An 18411-nucleotide genomic window follows, 5' to 3' on the forward strand; every position below is an offset into this window, starting at 1 on the left:
AGTATAAGTGTTTATATTGATATAATAAAGAAAGCCAGCTAATTAGTTATGTGAATTAGTTGGCTTTCTTTTTGTTCTGTTTAGTTCTGTTGCTCAATTTCGTCAGAAGAAGACTTTTGCTGTTCTTCCATATAGGTGGTGGGTGGTACTCCGTATAATTCTTTAAAAGCAGTAGAAAAATATGCTATATTAGTAAAACCTGTAAGGGTAGCGACTTCAGTAATGTTATGATACTGGTTTGCCAATAGTGATGCTGCTTGTTTCAGGCGGACATTGCGTATTAAGTCGCGGGTTGACTGGTTGGTCAACTCTTTTAGCTTACGGTGCAAATGTACGCGACTGATACCTACTTCAGTTGCTATCATTTCAACATTCAAGTCGGGATTACCGAGATTATCATTAATAACTTTCATCACTTTATCAAGCAGTCTATCGTCAGGTGATTGGACTTTTAGTTTCTTCAACTTCTGTTCTTGCATCTGGCTGCCACTGAAACTGTTACGCAGTATTTCCCTACTCTTAATAAGATTGATTGCCGTTTTTCTCAATATTTCGATACTGAATGGTTTTACTATGTATGCATCTGCTCCCATGTTTAAACCTTCCAGATTATCTTCTTCTCTTGATTTGGCTGTCAAGAGGATAATTGGTATATGGTTAATGGTTACATTCTGTTTGATTTTTTTGCAAAGTGTCAGTCCATCCATTTCAGGCATCATGATATCACTGATAATCAGATCCGGTTCTTTTTTTAGAATAATTGCAAGAGCTTCTTTTCCATTAGTACACTCGCTCATATGGAAATCACTTGCCAATTCGCGACAGATGTACTTTCGTATTTCTTCATCATCTTCTACTACCAGAACACGACTCTTTGTTTTGGAACGTACTTTTTCGTCTTCTTCATCAACAGGAGAAGTTGGGAGAACAGTTGTGATATGTACGGGAGAATGGTTATCAGCCGGGTTATTATCTATTTCTTCAGCGCTCAGATGTTCCTTACCTAAGGGCAATCGTATAATGAAGCGGGAACCCGGTTTCCCTTCATTATTTTCTGCTTCTATTGTACCATGGTGTAATTCTATTAATGAACGGCTTAGATGCAATCCGATACCCGTACCTACATTAGAGTTATTGTGGCTGTTACGGATTTGATAGAAACGCTCAAAAATTCTTCCTATCTCTGCAGGATCAATTCCGATGCCGCTATCTTCCACTATTATTTCAAAATAATGTTGTAAAGAGCAGGGAGCATTTATGTCGTTACCTGTGCGGAGATAAATATTGATTTTTCCGTTTTCCGGTGTAAATTTGAACGCATTAGAGATTATGTTCAGGATAACTTTATCAAAATTCTTAGGATCTATCCATGCCTGTAAGCTTTCCATCTCTGTTTGAAAACTAAGAGTGATATGTTTGGCATTTGCTTGATATTCGAAGGTATAGTATAGATCTCGGATGAAGCCTACGATGTCTACCTCCTGAAATTTCAGTGACATTTGTCCTTTGTCTATTTTGCGAATATCCATCAGCTGGTTGACCAGGCGCAGAATACGTTCAGCATTCCGATAAATAGTGTGATAGTTTTTCTGTCGTTCTCCATCTTTATCAGTAGCGATAAGCTTCTGTAATGGGCTTATGATAAGAGACATCGGAGTACGTATCTCATGGGATATATTGATGAAAAACTGCAATTTGGCTTCATTGATTTGTTCTGCGTGAATATGTTCCAATATTTCCTGACGGGCACGGTAACGATGACGCACCTGGATGATGATGATATAGATGATGACTATCAGTAATATTCCATACATTAGCTTTGCCCATCCGGATGCATACCATGCGGGATAAATAGTGATAAGTATTTCTTTAATATCAGAATAGGAGCCATTATCTTTTGCTTTCACTTGGAATGTGTAGTCGCCAGGGTTTAGATTACTGAATGAAACTCGGTTGATGCCTTGTTGTAAACTAATCCAGTTGCTGTTGTTGATGCGGTATATATAGGTGATTCGCTCTGGGCTGAAAAACTCCATGGCTGAAAATTCAATACTGAAAGAGTTGTCCTTGTGGGAAAGCTGGAAGTGATTGGCATCCATCACTGCAGTAGTGACAATGTCTTTACTTCCTGATTTCATCCCTTTCTTTACCATTTTATCATGGATATAGAAATCCGTAATCCGAATCTCGGGCTTTTTATTCGAATTGGTTATTTCTGCCGGATTAAAATAAGTGATACCGTTGGTACCTCCAAAAATCAGTTCACCTTGCTGACATGCAAAGCCGGCTCCTTTGCTGAATTCATTACCTTGTAATCCGTCACTTGCATAGAAATTAATGAAGCCCTGATTTTTAGGATTGAACCGACTGATTCCATAATTTGTACTGATCCAAAGATAGCCATCCATATCTTCTTTGATTGCGCATATATAATTGCTCGGCAAACCGTCCACTATTGTGTATTCTTGGATATCAAGACTTTGGGGATTGAGTCGTTTTAATCCTTTAGACGTTCCTATCCAGATGATTCCATCACTACCCTCGTGAAGGGCATAAATTACATCTTCATATAATATTCTTCTGTTTTTCAGAGGGGAAATGAAATCCATGTTTTTTATGTCCAGGCATCCTAAGCCGTCATAAGTTCCTATGTACAGTTTGCCTTCATCAGTGTATAAGAGACTGTTTATCCATGAATTATGTAGCATGTTTATTTTATTCCAGTTAGTGTTGTTGTTGTCGAGTATCGAGCATTGACCTACTTTCCTGGTATTTATATCCATGTAAAATAGGCCGCCTCCCATAGTTCCTATCCACAATGTCTTGTTATTATCTTCTGCAAAGCAATATATGTTTTCTGTCAGGTTGGACGGTTGTTCCGATAGCTTCAGGTATTCGCAACGACCGGTCTTGGGGTCCAGTCGAGCCATGCCGTGAAGGTAAGAGCCTATCCACAGATTGTAGTTGGAGTCTTCAAAGATACTCATGATGGTTGCGGGAACAGAATGTGGGTCATCTGTAGGAGCAAAGTGCGCTTTCAACGTGTTGTCCGGGGCAATTGCATAGATCCCATCATTGTCGGTACCTACCCAGAGAGTTTCGGTATGATCCTTGTATACTGACATGACGCAGTTCGAACCGATCACATTATGTACGGAAGATTTATACCCCATGTACTTGAATTTGTTGATAGTGGCAGGTATAATCATAACCCCTTTCTGGAAAAAGCCTAACCAAGTATTTCCTATTTTGTCTTTCAGAATAGAGTGTACTTTGGCTTTTTTCAGGTTAAATGTGGTGATGTTAAAATTGGCTTCCTTTATCTTTTGTTCCTGAGTATCATATATTTTTATTCCTGAACCGTCTGTACCGATAAATATCTCATTCTGATCTCCGGGATATAGAATTTTGATAGGCAAATTTGGATTAGGAGTATATGTGATAGGAATAAATGTATCTGCTTTGTCATCATATATAAATAGCCCTTTCTTTAAACTACTCATATAAAGATTGCCTTGGTGGTCTTCACACATACTTGAAACTGTATTCTTCGCTATATCTTTTTCGCCTGAATAGTGTTTGGATTGGTTATTTTCATCAAAACGAAAGATACCATTATCACCTGTTGATATCCATAAATTCCCTTTTTTATCTTTATATGCAGATGTGATTAAATTGCTAGGGATAAATTGGCTTATTTGCCTGGCATTTATGCTGTCTCCCTTTGTCTCCAGCAGAAACATGCTATGTCCCGAGGTACCTATTAGTATTTCTCCATTATTGCGTTCAAGTATTGTTGCTATATTGGGGGCTATCGGAGCTCCGCTGGAAAGGTACATCGGAATGGTGGTAAAGCTATCTGTTGCCCGGTCATATATTTGTAATCCGTTCAGGGAACCTATGAAAAAGCGTCCTTGACTGTCTTCATAAAGTGTACGTACGTAGTCGTTAAGTAGAGAGTGGGGGTTATCTTTTTCATTTTTGTAAACGGTGAATTTAGCACCATCATATCGATTCAAGCCGTCTTCTGTTGCAATCCATATTATTCCGTCACGATCTTGATATATTTTATTGAGCATACTGCTTGATAAGTCTTTGTCGACCGTGAACATCTTCCCTTCCTGTCCGTGAGATGTGGTGGATAAGCATAAACCTAATAGGCATAAAATAAATACAATCTTCATAGTTATTAAATTAGCGTTTGCAAATATACTTAATATCCACTATATTTCCTTTTAAAACATGAACTTATATGCCGAATTTCTTATTCAGAGTTTGCGGGGCTTTTATGTTTTTATTAATTTTGAATTCTGTGTAAATGGTAGATACCATGTCAATTGAAAGTAATGAATTGGAAGATGAATAAGAGAGAAGTTAACGAACAGATGGAGAGACAACAACCATGTTATTATCCACGGGAAGGTGCGAGTACTATTGTTGTTTTCATACATGGTATAGTGGAAGGACCGGATCAGTTTTCGGAATTAGTGAAACGAAGCTTCGAACTGGGGTTTGCTGCTGCTTCTTTGCTACTACCGGGACATGGCGGAACAGGAGAGGAGTTTGCACGCAGTAGCAGACAGCAGTGGTTGGAACATGTCAATGCAGAAATCGCCCATTATAAGAAAAACTATAATTCGATTATTTTGGTTGGGCATTCTATGGGGAGTCTTTTGTCATTTCTTACTTATACGGAAAGTCCGGAGCAGATAATAGGTATAGTAGCTATAGATACTCCTTTATATGTGAGAGTTAAGGGCAGAGCCCTCAGAAATAATCTGAAAGTAGGCTTCTGCAAAGAAATTCCGGAAAGTGATCCTGCTCATGCTCTATTGGAGGCGAGTAGTGTAGCTCCTTGTTCCATACTTACTTATTTGAGTTGGGCACCGAGAATGATTGACTTGTTTTGTTTGATGAAGAAAACAAGAGAGGTACTACCTCAGGTCTCTATTCCTACATTGGTCTTTCATGCAGATGAGGATGAATTGGTAAGTGCTTCCAGCGTGAAGTGCTTCGAGAGAACAATTCCGGAGAAGTACTTACAACTTGTTCACTTAAAAGAGTCAACGCATTTTTTTTATGGAAATGTGGACTGGGATTTGCTTCATTATACTTTTAGCCACTTTCTACAATCCTGTTAGAAGTTTTGCAAAAACCTCGACAGGCTCTCTTCCCGTGACAAACCTAATTTCTTTCTAAGTCTGTATCGTGCTGATTCCATACCCCGTTCCGATAGGTTGAATAGTGGTGCAACTTCTTTGGTGATTAAATCCATACGGATATATGCGGCCAATTTTAATTCGCTGGATGTGAGATCGGGATAACGCTCTTTCAGGCGGCTGAGAAAGTTATTGTGTACGATATTGAAGTTATTTTCCAACTTCTGCCAGTTATCTTCGTCCTCGATATTGGCATGTACTTTCTCCAGAAGTCTGTTCAATTTACGCAAGGCGTCTTTGGTCTGTTCTTTACGCAGATAGGCAGAAATTTTTTGGAGTTCGTCTTGCATGAAAGTAAAAATTTCCTGCTTCTGGATTACATAGAACATGGAATTTGAGAGTTCCTGGCTCTTTAATAATAACTCTTGTTGAAGCTTGTTATTTTCTAGTTCAACTATCCTCTTTTCCTGGGCAAGAGCTTCCTCTTTTAGTTTGAATTCCCGTTTAAGGCTTTCTTCCTTCAGTTCATCCAGACGTTTTTGGTGTTGTTTGTTGAATCTCTGGTTCAATAGTTTATAGATTCCATATCCGAGTGCAACAATGAGAAGTACGTACAAGATGTAAGCATAAATACTTCTATACCAAGGTGGAAGAATTCTGAGATGAATTTCTTCTACTTCCGTCTGGTGGGTATGATGATTGTAGGCACGTATAAGGAAGGTATAATTTCCTTCTTTCAGTCCAGTATATTCTTTTATGCCTGAAGCATTCAATGCCAGCATTTGTTCATCCAGCCCTTTTAGCTGGACGGAATAAGTGATTTTATCATAAGAATTAGTATTCGGATTCATTTCAAACCGATATGAAGCATCCGGCCGATATTTTCTTAAGATAGTCTGATGCTGTTTGTCAGTTGGAAAGCCGTTGTAGAAATAAGAATCTATTTCTTCATTACTGGAAGAGATTATTACTTTTTTAATCAGAAATTTGTAACTGTTGGAGAGGGATGACAATGAATCTGTGGTGATACGATAAAGGCTGAAACCATCCAGAGTGCTGATAATACAAGTAGCCGAGTCCACTCTGTTGATACTTTCGAAGGTACCCATCAGATTGTTTTGCAAACGGGTGGTACTGACAGAATCTGTTATATAACCATACGGAGTAATATAATTGATTTTCAGTTTACCGGACTGCATATACCATACACAACTGTTTTCTTCATTGCTGACTACACGAAAATAATCTCTGTTACCTATACGCTGATTCCATTCTTCGGATAATTCGAATTCCTGCCTGATGGAGTTATAACGATAGATACCGGAATCTGTTGTGAAGTAAACACGGCCTTTGTCTTTAAACAGATTGGTCTGGTAAGAGTTATTCTGATTCGGATAATTCTGGCAGGATATTACTTTACTATATTCCGAATCTAATTTGACCGCACTCAGACCTGTCCCATGAAATATCCACCAGATATCATCAGATTCATCATATTCTACATACCGTACAGAGAGATTAAAACCTTTTATTTTCCGTGTGGATATCCAGCGAGGTGCAGACTCTGTGCCTTTATTTTCTAGTAAAACCAATCCGGTGTAGCTGCCTGCCAGCACTTTGGATTTATTTCCTCCGACCGGCGTAAAGTTCCAAAAGCCATTTTCACCTATCAGGGGGATGGCCGTTCCTTCCTCAATCATAAAGGCTCCATTATTGTGACCGCAGAACAAAGTTTTTCCAATGGCGGTCAGATTCCAGACTTGTCCATCGGCATTCTTTACGGGACGGAGAGCCAGGTGGCGGATGTCTTTGATAGGCCAGAGGCTATAATATAATCCCTGGTTCGTTCCGAAATAGATGTATCCATTATGAATGATTGACGCGTAGCCTACTCCGTAATTCTGGTTTCCGGTATAGAGGTTTGATAATGGACTGTTGGTTTCCAGATAGCTGATTCCGTTATCAAGCCCCAACCATATATTATCTCCTTCGGTCACGTTCAGACTCAGTACGGAATTATTTTGCAGGCCCGACCGAATATCATATTGCTCAATCTCTCCCGTAGGAATATCTGTAATGATCAGTCCGCTCTTAATCGTCCCGATATAAATCTTGTCATCCTTTATTTCTGCGCAATACAGCTGGCTGGATTTGAGTAACGGATCATTTTGAGTGATGAGCGGAACAGTTGTTGAATTGTCATAGATATAAATGCCATGATATTCAGTTATCAGTAATAGCTTTTGATCCTGATAGGGGAGTATTTCGCTGATATGATAGTTACTGATCTTTTCCGTACTTGCCAACGGTATAAATAACTGTCCGGTTTGCAGAAATACCCCCGCGTTTTCCTTGAACACATATAAATTTCCGTTTATATTGGCGGAGCAGAGCATACGTTCCTTACTTTGGATAACAGTAATTTCATCGTTCGTAAGTTTGAATATATGGTTGTAGGATACAAAGTAGATGCTATGATCTATGCAATAGATATCCCATACATCACTGAAATTGCGATATTTATCTTCCAGACTGTCGGATAAGGAATGATAGTGCATAGCTCCCTTTTCGTCCGGCGAGAAATAACCGAAATTGTTGAATGCTCCTACATAGATACGTTCCTTGCCGTCATGGTAAGCCGTTCGGATAATCATGCCATTGCTGAACAGATGCCATGAGTAACCGTCGAACTGTAGTAACCCTGAGTTGTTGGCTGCATAAATCCAGCCGTTGTTGTCACGGGTGATTGTCCAATTCTGCGTGCCCCCACCATACTCCATACGACTGATGTTATTGATATAAGGTAACCAGTTCTTTATGGAGTTTGCATGAACGGAGAAGATGAGTAATAACAATGTCAGTGTGTATTTCATTTCAGCCTCTTTTGCTCCAAAAATATAAATTTATTCAATATGAGCTATCGGTTCATGGATATATCTTTCCATTTTCATTTTCTCTTTCCACTTCACAGTGATGTCCGGATTGATCTGTAACCGTGCATCTATCTTGCTGAAAACCACCGTATCCCCTTGCCACATTGCTTCCGAAGGCCAATCTGCATTGATGTATGAAAATGCTTTCACGACATCCGGATTACTCTCCACTGTATTGAACAGTTCCTTGTACCAGGTACGCCAGGCACGATTGGCCTGTTCCGGATTGGAAAGGCGTAACTCGGAAGCTACAACTCCCTTTTCCTGGAACATAGGAGTAGATTCCGCAATAAAGAGTGGCTTGCCATGTTTGCGAGCCAGGTCTATCATAGCCTGGCAACGCCCTTGGGCAAACTGGCTGTATGCAAACCAATCTACATATTCATCACCGGGGTAATATTGATAAAGTTCATCCATACTGCTGTTGCCTCCGGTGGATTGCCAAACATAAGCTACATTGGATATGTTCAGTGAATCGAATAGGGTATGGATACGGCGGAAAGCTGTAATGTAAGCTTCCGGTTGATAGTGGTTCCAGGCATGCCCGTCGAATTCATAGCCGATGCGCAGAAATACTCTTTGGGGGGCAATGTTTTGTATCCATTCTCCCAAGCGAATGATATAACTGTCATGTTCTCCGCTGGCTACTTTTTCTTCATGGTTTACTAATTCAAGACCGATGGCTACGTCACAGTCTTTAAGCAGGGGAGATGCAAGTTGTGCGTCCGCAAAGCAATTGCCTGCACCCCAATTGGCATTCGATTTAAGCCCGTCAAGTCCCTGGTAAGTATATCCGTAAGATACATCTCCTGGGCGGATGTTGGTATAGATGGTTATACCTGCCGGAGTTCCGAAGAAGTCAACATATCCTTCTTTCCCTTCTATACCGCCTATTGCTTCCATGTCCTGACCGATGAAAACCAGGCACTTGCCGTCTTCCGGCTCGAACTTGGCATAGTTTACGGAAGACTTCTTGTTTGTACAAGCTATGGCACAAAGAACTATAGCAAGATAAAATAGCTTTTTCATATAGCAAATTAATAGAGTTTACAATAAAGGTTTGTATTCAAAGCTGTCAAAATAGGCCCATTTGCCCCGTCCTGATACATCCTGGCAGCACATACCGATGAAAGCTCCGGTAAAGGCGGCTTTGTATTCAAACTTGTTGCAAACGTAATCATCGGATATAATGGAAGCATCCAATGTACCCCCTATTTCCTGCCATGTATCCCCGTCGGTGGAATAACTGAAGCTCAACTTTTCTCTCTGAACGGTTGCCCGCAGCCATACTTCTTCCTTTTCCAGCCGGATATATTCCGGTAACGGCTCACTCCAGCGATTATCATCATTAACGAATATATTCAGCACATAGCTGTTGAGAGATTCTTCCCACGACATGAAGAGATAGTAAAAGTGCCTTGTATTGTAGTAATAGGCCAATCCTGCCATTTGCTGGAAAGTATCCGGTTGAAATTCCAGTCGGGTGCTGGCTGTAAAGTTGAAGTCTTGTTGTCGCCTGGCTATCATGCTTTGGTTATGGGTGGAACAAAGTGATTCCCTACCTTTAATACTCAGGAACCCGCTCCGTTTCCTGAGTGATACCCAGGTTTCATCCATCGGCACACGGAGTGACTGGAAGTCGATAAGCATAGTCTCGTCTTCAAAATCACATCGTTCCGGTAAAACCTCCCAACGGCAGACTGGCAAGTCGGGAGCTTCAATTTGTACTTGCGGTTCATTACCTCCGCTTTTCAGATACAGCCAGTCATCTTCGTGCCATACTACTTCCTGCAGGCATGTTTCGCGTCCCAGGGTACATCTGCCACGGGTAGTTAATGGCCGCCCTGCAAGGTGAGTCAGGTACCATCTGCCATCGGGAGTAGATACTACCGAGCCGTGACCTGCCTTTTGGAGATACAAATCCGGATTGTGAGCGGAAGTCAGTACCGGATTCGTAGGATGCACTTCGTAGGGGCCGGTAATCTGCCGGGATCGTGCCAGAGTTACGGCATGATTATATTCCGTTCCGCCTTCGGCTGTTATCAGATAATACCAACCGTTGCGCTTGAAGAGTACGGGACCTTCCGTAACTCCCAATGCAGTACCGGGGAAGATGTAATAAACTTCTCCGATAAGCCGGCGCTCCCGGTAAGAATATTCCTGCAAGACAATTCCACCGAAGAATTTTCCCTTCCGGTGATCTACAAGCAGATTGGGAACCCAGGCACGCCCGTCTTCGTCATGGAACAACGAAGGATCAAATCCGCTACTGTTCAGATAGATGGGGTCGGACCATTCACCGTCTATCTTAGTTGTCGTTACAAGATAGTTGTGCGTATCTTTCCACCTGCCGTCGAAGCGCTTGACATCTGTGTAGACCAGATAAAACGTTCCGTCCTTGTAGGTCAGATTGGGCGCCCAGACTCCGCAAGAGTCAGGATTTCCTTTCATATTGAGTTGAGACACACGGGTGAGTGGCCGGGTTAGTAAATGCCAGTGAACCAAGTCACGGGAGTGATGTATCTGTACACCCGGAAACCAGTCGAAAGTGGAGGTGGCTATGTAGAAATCATCTCCTACGCGGCAGATAGACGGATCCGGATTAAATCCGGTCAGAATAGGGTTTGTAATCATATTCATAGTGTTAAGTTGTTTTTATGAGTTCTTTTTCCAGTTCTTCCATGTTGCGCCCCTTTGTTTCGGGGTAGAGCAGGCTGACGGAAATCAGGCAGAATACCATGATGATAGCATAAATCATAAAGGTATTGCCTGCGCCCAGATGTTCTATCTCAACCGGGAACAAGGTGGTGACGGTGAAACTGATAATTCCGTTGAAAACGCCTGCAAGCGATATACCCAATCCTTTTACATGATACGGGAATATCTCAGACAGCAATATCCAGGTAATCGGACCTAATGAAATAGAGAAGCCGACTATCATGCAGAGCAGTCCGATCAGGATAATGACGGGGGAACCAGACATATAAAATGTGGCGGATACAGTCAGCAGTGAGGCTATCATGATACACGAACCGACGATCAGCAGAGGTTTTCGTCCGAGCCGGTCAATCAGTGTCATGGATGCGAGGGTCATAACCACCATACATATCCCGATAAGGTTGGATTGCAGGAAAGAACTGTCGGGGGTGAAACCCGCCATATCGAAAACTCTGGGTGCATAGAATAATACCGCATTGATTCCGCATGCCATTTGGAAGAAGGCTATACTGAAAGCAATAAACAGTATTAGTCGCATCGGGCGTTTAAACAGTCTGCGTCCTTGTTCCTGATAGGAGAGGGCAGTCTTTTTCTTACCTTTCCGTTGGCTCCGGTTTTCGGTCCATACCGGACTTTCCGGTACAGATGTCAATCCGATAAGGTAGATAATCGGGAACAAAGTACCCAATCCGAGCATCCAGCGCCATTTCAGTTCCGGACTGTCGAACCAGCCATTCACCAACGTATTGGAAGCGTAAGCCACCAGATAACCTACTCCGATGTTCAGTTGGTTGAACGATACGAGAAAGCCCCGCTTATCGGAAGGTGCAAGTTCCGCAATGTACATGGGGACTACCAGCAGTGAGATTCCTATACCCAGTCCACCGATGAAGCGGCTTATCAGAAAAAACATATACGTCTGACTGAGTGCACTGCCCAATGTGCAGAAGCAAAAGAGCAGTGCTGCCAGAATGAGTGATTTCTTTCGTCCGATTCTTTCGCTGACATTTCCGGCAAAGAAGTTACCGATGAAGGTTGCCAGCATGGTGATGCTTACAGCCAGCCCTTCCTGAAAGGAACCGGACGTCAGACCGAAAAAGTCGCCGAAGTACATGCTTGCTCCCGATACATTGGCTGATATGCCCAGCAGCAGACCACCTATCGAGACGATGAAGCAGGTGATGTACAGATATGTATTGTTTCTTTTATCCATTGATTGATTTATTCAGGGTACATAATTACAGCTTGTTTATTGGGGCAGCTTACTCCAATCCAATTCCGCGGCATGTATATAGCCATTGCCCGAAACTTTCTCTTTCCAGTGGTTGCTTACATATTCGCTTTGCTGAATACGCGAGTCGCATTGCTGGAAGGTTACATTTACTATCCACATCGGTTGCGAGAGCCATTCCACGTTGATGTAGGAGAAAGCTTTAACCACATCGCTGTTTTCTTCGATAACACTGAAGAATTTGGTGAACCACTCATCCCATATCTTCCGGGCTATCTCAGGCTTTTTGATATCCGCATCGAAGTAAGTCTGTCCCTTCTGGAAGACAGGAGTCGATTCGGCTATGAATACCGGTTTGCCTTTCATCCGGGCAAACTCGATCATCACCTGATCCGGCTGCCCGAAATAAGAATAGGCACACCAGTCCACATATTCATCCCCCGGATACCATTTCTGCATATCAGCCAAGGGAGTACCATCTCCTTTGGACTGCCATACATAAGCTACGTTGCGGATGCCTGCCGCATCAAAATGATCTTTGATGTGTTTATAGGCGGGGATATACGTTTCGGGTACATAATGATTCCAGTCTGTACCGTCGAATTCATAGCCGATACGCAGAAAGACGGGACGGGGAGCAAGCTTCTTGAACCATTCACCTATTATGTCCAGCTTCCGGTCATATTTGCCGGATGCTATGTCCGCTTCATTTCCCACAATGGCAAGCCCTATGGCGATCATTGAGTTGTTGAAACGTTCCGATTGAGGGTATAAGTTGGCACAACAATCGCCTGAACCCCAATTGTCGATATCATAAAGACCGGATACTTTATCGGTGTCGCTACCGCCCAGTCCCAGGTAAACGGTTATTCCTGCCGGAGTCCGGAAATGATCACAGTAGCCCTCATTGTACTGTTCCAGTCCGCCCACTGCTCCCAGATCCTGACCGATGAAGACAAAGCATTTGCCGTCTTCAGGTTCGTATTTGGAGAGTTCCCGTCCGTCAGGTTCCGGGGCGGGGGTATCGTGCTCTTTATTCTCACATCCGATACAGGAGGTGAAAAGGAGGGGAAGTATGATATACTTTAGTATTGATTTCATGCTTAATAAGAGTTTATAGTTTTAATAAATTCATTACTATACCGATATGCGTTATATAGGAGTGAACAGAAGAACGTAACTTCTTGTGTGATAGTGTACTTGGTGTTCCACTAAGATTAGTCGTAGTGGAACACTAGTTCAGTCGTAGTGGGAAGTGGTTTCAGTCGTAGTGGGAAGTGGCTTCAGTCGTACTGGGAAGTATGTTCAGTCCTAACGGGAATATAGCTCATTACCGTACTACGTTGAATTCATCCCATTACTGCCTCAGATTCGGATTCTTCTCTGTTTCACTGTGAGGAATGGGTAGATAGTAATTGTTTTCATTGAATACCCGTTCCTCAATGGTTACTATTTTATAGTTATTATTGTTTCCGTCAAACTCAACCGTCATTCCTTTGATGGGTGCCCGTAGAGTCGTTGTTTCTTTCCAGCGACGCAAGTCGAAGAAGCGGTGTTCTTCCAGACACAACTCTACGCGGCGCTCATTGTGAATACGGATACGCATCTCGTCTTTGGATAAACCTTCCGGTAATCCCGGTTGGCCTGCACGGTCGCGAACTTCGTTGACGGCATCATACACACTCTTGTCCGGTGCAGCCAATGCCTCATTCTGCGCTTCGGCATAGTTCAGCAACACTTCTGCATAGCGGAAATAAGGCCAGTTGTTATCCTGTGCAAAGGCTCCGGTGTATAAGTCGGCAGATGCTCCGTCATATTCCTGCATCATTTTGCGAAGCCCATACCCGCAGCGTGCGCGGTAATCGTTGGGCAGACAGTTGCCGCTCCAATCCGGGTTTTGCAGATGGCGATGCATAAGCAACTGGCTTCCTTCCCAGTAACTTCCATGATAAAGCAAAGTTTGATAGAAGCGTTTGTCACGGTTGGCGTATGGATCTTGCGGATTGTAAATAGATGTAGGATCAGTTATCAGTTTACCATCTGTAGTTTCGTAAGCATCGGCTAAGTTCTGGGTGGGATATAAACCGTTCCAGGAACCGCGGTCGGCATCGGCAGGGTCAAGACTCCATTGCATGTGGATGTTATGCGTGATTTCCGGGAACTGGAAGCGGCGCTCAAAGATAATCTCCGTGTTGGCATTCGATTTGTCGAAGAATAAAGAACCGTAGGCATCCTCACCGTTGCGGTAAAGATGATGCACTCCCAGAGTCATGACAGCTTGTGCGGCTTTGGCAGCATCTTCCCAACGCTCTTTAGAGTTGGAGGCATTGTTGAGCGGGCTGGCAAGATAGAGTAGGGCACGGGCTTTCAGCGCCAGGAAGGCACCACGGGTGGCACGCCCTTTCATGGCGTCGGAAACGGTTGGGTCGAGATCTTCCGCATAGTTATCGCTCTCGGTGGCAATGAAGTTTATCAATCCTTCGAAATCGGTGGCCGGTATCAGCAGATTGTCTTCCAGTTGCTGAGCTTCCGTAATCAACGGTGCCCGTCCGAATGTCCTGGCAAGGTCGAAGTAACAGAATGCCCGCAGGAAACGTGCTTCCGCTTCGTAATATTTCTTTTCGGTCGGTGTCAGCACCACGTCTTTGGTGTCCGGAACGGCGGCAATTATCAGGTTACATTTGCGGATAATGCTGTAATTGCTCTTCCATATTTCATCGATGAACGGAGTGCTTTGCGCTGTGATCTGCCCTGTATTGAACTGATTTACATTTGCATCGAACTTGCCGTCAAAGTCGTCGGCGCCGGCATCGAAGTTACCGCCGAAAGCGGCGGCCCAGTCCTGATCCCATCCCTGCGTATTGCGGTTGAAGCCGCATACCAGTGTACCGTACGTATTGGCTACGAATTGGTCGATAAGCTTTTTGTCCTGCCAAATCAAGTCGTCGGAGACAAATGTCGTAGGCTTGATGTCTAGCATATCAGTACAGGAAGTCATGCTGATAGCGGCAAGTAGTATGAATAGGGGTTTAAATATTTCTTTCATGATATTGTCTGTTTAGAATTGAATACTGATACCTGCGTTAAATGATTTCATTTGCGGATAAGACCAACCTTGTGAGTTTACATTCTCGGGGTCTATCTGAGGAACATCGGTAATGGTGAAGAGATTCTGCCCGCTGACGTACACACGTACATTCTCTAAACGGAGGTTATTCAACCATTTGCGCGGGAAGTTGTAACCTACTTCAATGTTTTTCAGTCTGAAATAAGACGCATCATACAGATAGGTCTGCACGGGCGGGAAATCCGTATTCGGGAAGTTGTGCGTGGACTGTTCCAGACGCGGATAACGTGTGCCGGGATTGTTCTCGCTCCATGCTTCTTTTACCCAGAACTGAGGCAGATTGCCATCATTGAAGTAAGGCATTACTACGCCGCCATTCAGATAAACCTGCGCATGGGCTGCTCCCTGGAAGAGGAAACTGAGGTCGAAATTCTTCCATGCCAGACTTCCGTTGATACCGTATACGATTTCCGGTACGTTGCCGTATCCCAGATAGGTCATATCACCGGCATTTACCACTTCGTCACCGTTTACGTTTACATATTTGATATCACCGGGGCGGGTCACATAGTCGCTTCCTGCCACTTCCTGTTTGGCATACGCATCTATTTCCTGCTGGTTCTGGAAGATGCCGTCTGTCTTATAACCGTAGTAGCTGTAGATGGGACGTCCGGTTTTTCTCAGGTACTCGGAGGTTCCTGCAGCCTCAGCCATTTCCAATATCTTGTTGCGGGCATAAGTGAAGTTTCCGCCTATGGAGTAACGGACTTTACCGATGTGATGATTGAACGTCAGGTTGGCATCGATACCTTTATTCTCCACCTTGCCGATATTTTCAAGCGGGAGTTCTCCACCGAACGACCAGGGCACTTCGGCTCCTCGCTGTGCAAGGATGTCGGAACGGGTTTCTTTAAAGAAATCTAAAGACAGGTTGAACCTATCAAACAAACCTGCATCTATCGCGATATTCATCTTCTTGGAAGTTTCCCAGGTTGCCAGTGCATTGGCTATGGGGCCGGGAACCAAACCCTTGGTAACCAATTCTCCGAATACGTAGTCGCCAAGGTTGTTCGCCAGTCCGCCATTGTGCGAACCGCGTGAAGCGTACAAGTCGAAGCGGCTGTAATACGGGAAGGCTACGCCACCGGTATTGTCGTTACCCAATGTACCATAGGATCCTCTGATCTTCAGAAAGTTTATCTTATTCTTCAAAGGTTCGAAGAACTTCTCTTCCGAAATCACCCAGCCGATAGACGCGGATGCAAATGTTCCCCAACGTTTGTCGGGATCAAAGTTTTCGGAAGCGTCCCGGCGGATATTCGCTTCAAACAGGTATCTGCCGCCGTAATTATAGTTGATTCTACCCACATAGCTGAGGCGTGCCGACTCTCTGTCATATCCACCCAATTGTTGTCCGGTACTGTTACCGGCACTGATCTGATCCATAACGTCCGAGTCGAATGAGTTGCGGGATACCCATACGTTGTGGTATTTTTCTTTGCGTCCCAATGCCATCAACAGGGCCGAAACGGTATGGTTGCCGAAAGAACGGTCGTAGGTAAGATGTCCCTGCCACTCTATGTATTCGTTGTCATTCTGATTCTGATAGAGTGAGGCGCTACCCCGTGGCTGCAAGTTGTAGTTGTTGTCTTGGTCGCGTACATACAGGTAAGGGGAGAGTGACCAGGTCTTCTGGGCGTAATTGTTTTTATCGTATGAGAAGACACCCTTTATTTTCAATCCTTGGGTTACGAACGGCAGGTCTTGAGTCAGTTCGAGGCGGGTTAACAGACTGTTGTTTCGTGAGTCACTGTATCCCGCGTCCTTGCTGGTTTGCGCCATGATGTTCGGGTGAGTGGCATCGGGTACTGTGTAAAGGCCATTGTCATACTTGGCAAGTAGCACAGGAGTATTACGGATCAACTGCTGAAAGACATTGGTACTGCTCTGTGGGCTTCCATGACGGTATTCCACACGACCGGATGCATCTACCGAGAGCTGAGTGGTAGAAGTGATCTTTACGTCGATATTGCTTCTTAAAGAGTAGCGTTCGTAGTTCAGATTGTCCCACAAACCATCCTGATGTACATATCCGAAGCTGGTAAAGAACTTGATGTTATCGCGTCCGCCATCCACGGTAATGTTGTGCTGATGCTGCACTGCATTCTTTGACAGCATTTCTTTGTACCAGTCGGTATTCGGATAGCGTTCGGGATCAGAGCCGTCAGCGAATTTTCTGATTTCCTCGTCTGTATAGATTGTATTGCCCATGTATATGTTCTTCATCCGGGCATAGTCGGTAGAATTGGCAAACTCCGGCAGACTTGTAGGCTTCTGTATCGATACGTTTCCCGAATACTTCACGTGGATTTTCCCGGTATTACCCCGTTTGGTAGTGACCAGTATAACTCCGTTGGCACCGCGCATACCGAAGATGGCGGCTGAGGCGGCATCTTTCAATACGTTCAGCGATTCTATTTCATTGGGATCTATGCGGGCAAAGTCTTCTGCCTGGCGTTCGATGCCGTCGATGATATAGGTAGGTGAAGTTCCTCCCTGGAAAGTGGCGACACCGCGGATATAGATTTGTGAGCCGTCCAGTCCCGGTTCTCCGGTGGTTTGTTTGGCTATCAGTCCGGGAATCTGTCCGATAAGTGCGTTGGAGGTATTTGCTGATTGGGCTTTCAGAATCTCGTCGCTTTTTACGGAAGCTACGGCACCCGTCAGATTTACTTTCTTCTGGACGCCATATCCCACGACTACTACTTCATCCAGTTTCATGTTGTCTTCACTCATAACTACACGCATATCTTTGGCAGCGGCAAGTGTTACGGTGCGATATCCTATATAAGATATCTTCAGCATGTTTCCTATGCGGGTTTCGAGCGAGAATTTACCGTCTATATCGGAGATGGTACCTTTTAGTGTCTTCTGGTCCTGTATGGATACACCAATCAGCGGCTCTCCGTTTTCGTCAATCACCAGACCTTGAATAAGACTCTCTTGTGCGTACCCGCTTGCCGTTATAAGAAGAAATAGTATCCATGCAAGAGGCCGCAGTGTGATAAGTGGCAGTCTTTTCTTCATAATATTAAAAGATTTAATAGTTAATAATAGTGTTTTCATGCAATACAGGGAAAAGGGATATCCGAGGTTACCGCGCGTTGTAGTCCGTCCATCCTTTGGCCTGTTTGGCTGATACAAAAGTAGAGGATGGGAGGAGTAAAAGCAAGCGAATCACTACTCTTTACATACTTTTGTCGGAGGTAAATTATACGTTTGAAATACGTTTGCAGATTGCTA

At 43.8% G+C, this 18411-nt stretch carries 9 protein-coding genes; 1 reads left to right on the top strand and 8 read right to left on the bottom strand.

Annotated features, from left to right (window positions below; translation table 11 throughout):
• Positions 1 to 80: 80 nt before the first annotated feature.
• A complete protein-coding gene (locus tag K6V21_RS12545; RefSeq protein ID WP_224318713.1) occupies positions 81 to 4184 on the bottom strand; it encodes a two-component regulator propeller domain-containing protein in 4104 nt (1367 codons plus the stop codon).
• 174 nt (positions 4185 to 4358) lie between these two features.
• On the opposite strand from K6V21_RS12545, the gene K6V21_RS12550 reads away from it, so the two are divergent.
• A complete protein-coding gene (locus K6V21_RS12550) occupies positions 4359 to 5141 on the top strand; it encodes an alpha/beta hydrolase (RefSeq protein ID WP_217715692.1) in 783 nt (260 codons plus the stop codon).
• On the opposite strand, the gene K6V21_RS12555 is transcribed toward K6V21_RS12550, so the two are convergent.
• From K6V21_RS12555 to K6V21_RS12585, 7 genes are all read right to left on the bottom strand, one after another.
• Complete coding sequence (locus tag K6V21_RS12555; protein WP_224318716.1) at positions 5138 to 8032, bottom strand: triple tyrosine motif-containing protein; 2895 nt, start codon at positions 8030 to 8032, stop codon at positions 5138 to 5140. The genes K6V21_RS12550 and K6V21_RS12555 overlap by 4 nt on opposite strands.
• 30 nt (positions 8033 to 8062) lie before the next feature.
• Entirely contained in the window at positions 8063 to 9121 is a 1059-nt protein-coding gene (locus K6V21_RS12560; protein ID WP_217715690.1) for a glycoside hydrolase family 26 protein, read from the bottom strand.
• A gap of 18 nt (positions 9122 to 9139) precedes the next feature.
• Positions 9140 to 10732, bottom strand: coding sequence for a glycoside hydrolase family 43 protein (locus K6V21_RS12565; RefSeq protein WP_224318718.1), 1593 nt, complete (start codon positions 10730 to 10732; stop codon positions 9140 to 9142).
• 4 nt (positions 10733 to 10736) lie between these two features.
• Positions 10737 to 12023, bottom strand: coding sequence for an MFS transporter (locus tag K6V21_RS12570; protein ID WP_224318721.1), 1287 nt, complete (start codon positions 12021 to 12023; stop codon positions 10737 to 10739).
• A gap of 36 nt (positions 12024 to 12059) precedes the next feature.
• Positions 12060 to 13142, bottom strand: a complete 1083-nt coding sequence (locus tag K6V21_RS12575) for a glycoside hydrolase family 26 protein (RefSeq protein WP_224318724.1) — start codon at positions 13140 to 13142, stop codon at positions 12060 to 12062.
• Between the two features lie 256 nt (positions 13143 to 13398).
• Positions 13399 to 15087 (bottom strand): RagB/SusD family nutrient uptake outer membrane protein, encoded by a 1689-nt coding sequence (locus K6V21_RS12580; RefSeq protein ID WP_224318727.1) that lies wholly within the window; start codon positions 15085 to 15087, stop codon positions 13399 to 13401.
• 12 nt (positions 15088 to 15099) lie between these two features.
• Positions 15100 to 18195 carry a SusC/RagA family TonB-linked outer membrane protein gene (locus tag K6V21_RS12585; protein ID WP_224318730.1) on the bottom strand — a complete coding sequence of 1032 codons (3096 nt, stop codon included), beginning with the start codon at positions 18193 to 18195 and terminating at the stop codon, positions 15100 to 15102.
• Between the last annotated feature and the right edge of the window lie 216 nt (positions 18196 to 18411).

This window comes from Bacteroides cellulosilyticus, from assembly GCF_020091405.1.
GTDB lineage: Bacteria > Bacteroidota > Bacteroidia > Bacteroidales > Bacteroidaceae > Bacteroides.

Excerpts from the sequence above, each read along its gene's own strand:
- K6V21_RS12545 (WP_224318713.1), bottom strand. The coding sequence starts at position 4,184 with ATGAAGATTGTATTTATTTTATGCCTATTAGGTTTATGCTTATCCACC.
- K6V21_RS12585 (WP_224318730.1), bottom strand. The coding sequence starts at position 18,195 with ATGAAGAAAAGACTGCCACTTATCACACTGCGGCCTCTTGCATGGATA.
- K6V21_RS12570 (WP_224318721.1), bottom strand. The coding sequence starts at position 12,023 with ATGGATAAAAGAAACAATACATATCTGTACATCACCTGCTTCATCGTC.
- K6V21_RS12575 (WP_224318724.1), bottom strand. The coding sequence starts at position 13,142 with ATGAAATCAATACTAAAGTATATCATACTTCCCCTCCTTTTCACCTCC.
- K6V21_RS12550 (WP_217715692.1), top strand. The coding sequence starts at position 4,359 with ATGAATAAGAGAGAAGTTAACGAACAGATGGAGAGACAACAACCATGT.
- K6V21_RS12555 (WP_224318716.1), bottom strand. The coding sequence starts at position 8,032 with ATGAAATACACACTGACATTGTTATTACTCATCTTCTCCGTTCATGCA.
- K6V21_RS12560 (WP_217715690.1), bottom strand. The coding sequence starts at position 9,121 with ATGAAAAAGCTATTTTATCTTGCTATAGTTCTTTGTGCCATAGCTTGT.
- K6V21_RS12580 (WP_224318727.1), bottom strand. The coding sequence starts at position 15,087 with ATGAAAGAAATATTTAAACCCCTATTCATACTACTTGCCGCTATCAGC.
- K6V21_RS12565 (WP_224318718.1), bottom strand. The coding sequence starts at position 10,732 with ATGAATATGATTACAAACCCTATTCTGACCGGATTTAATCCGGATCCG.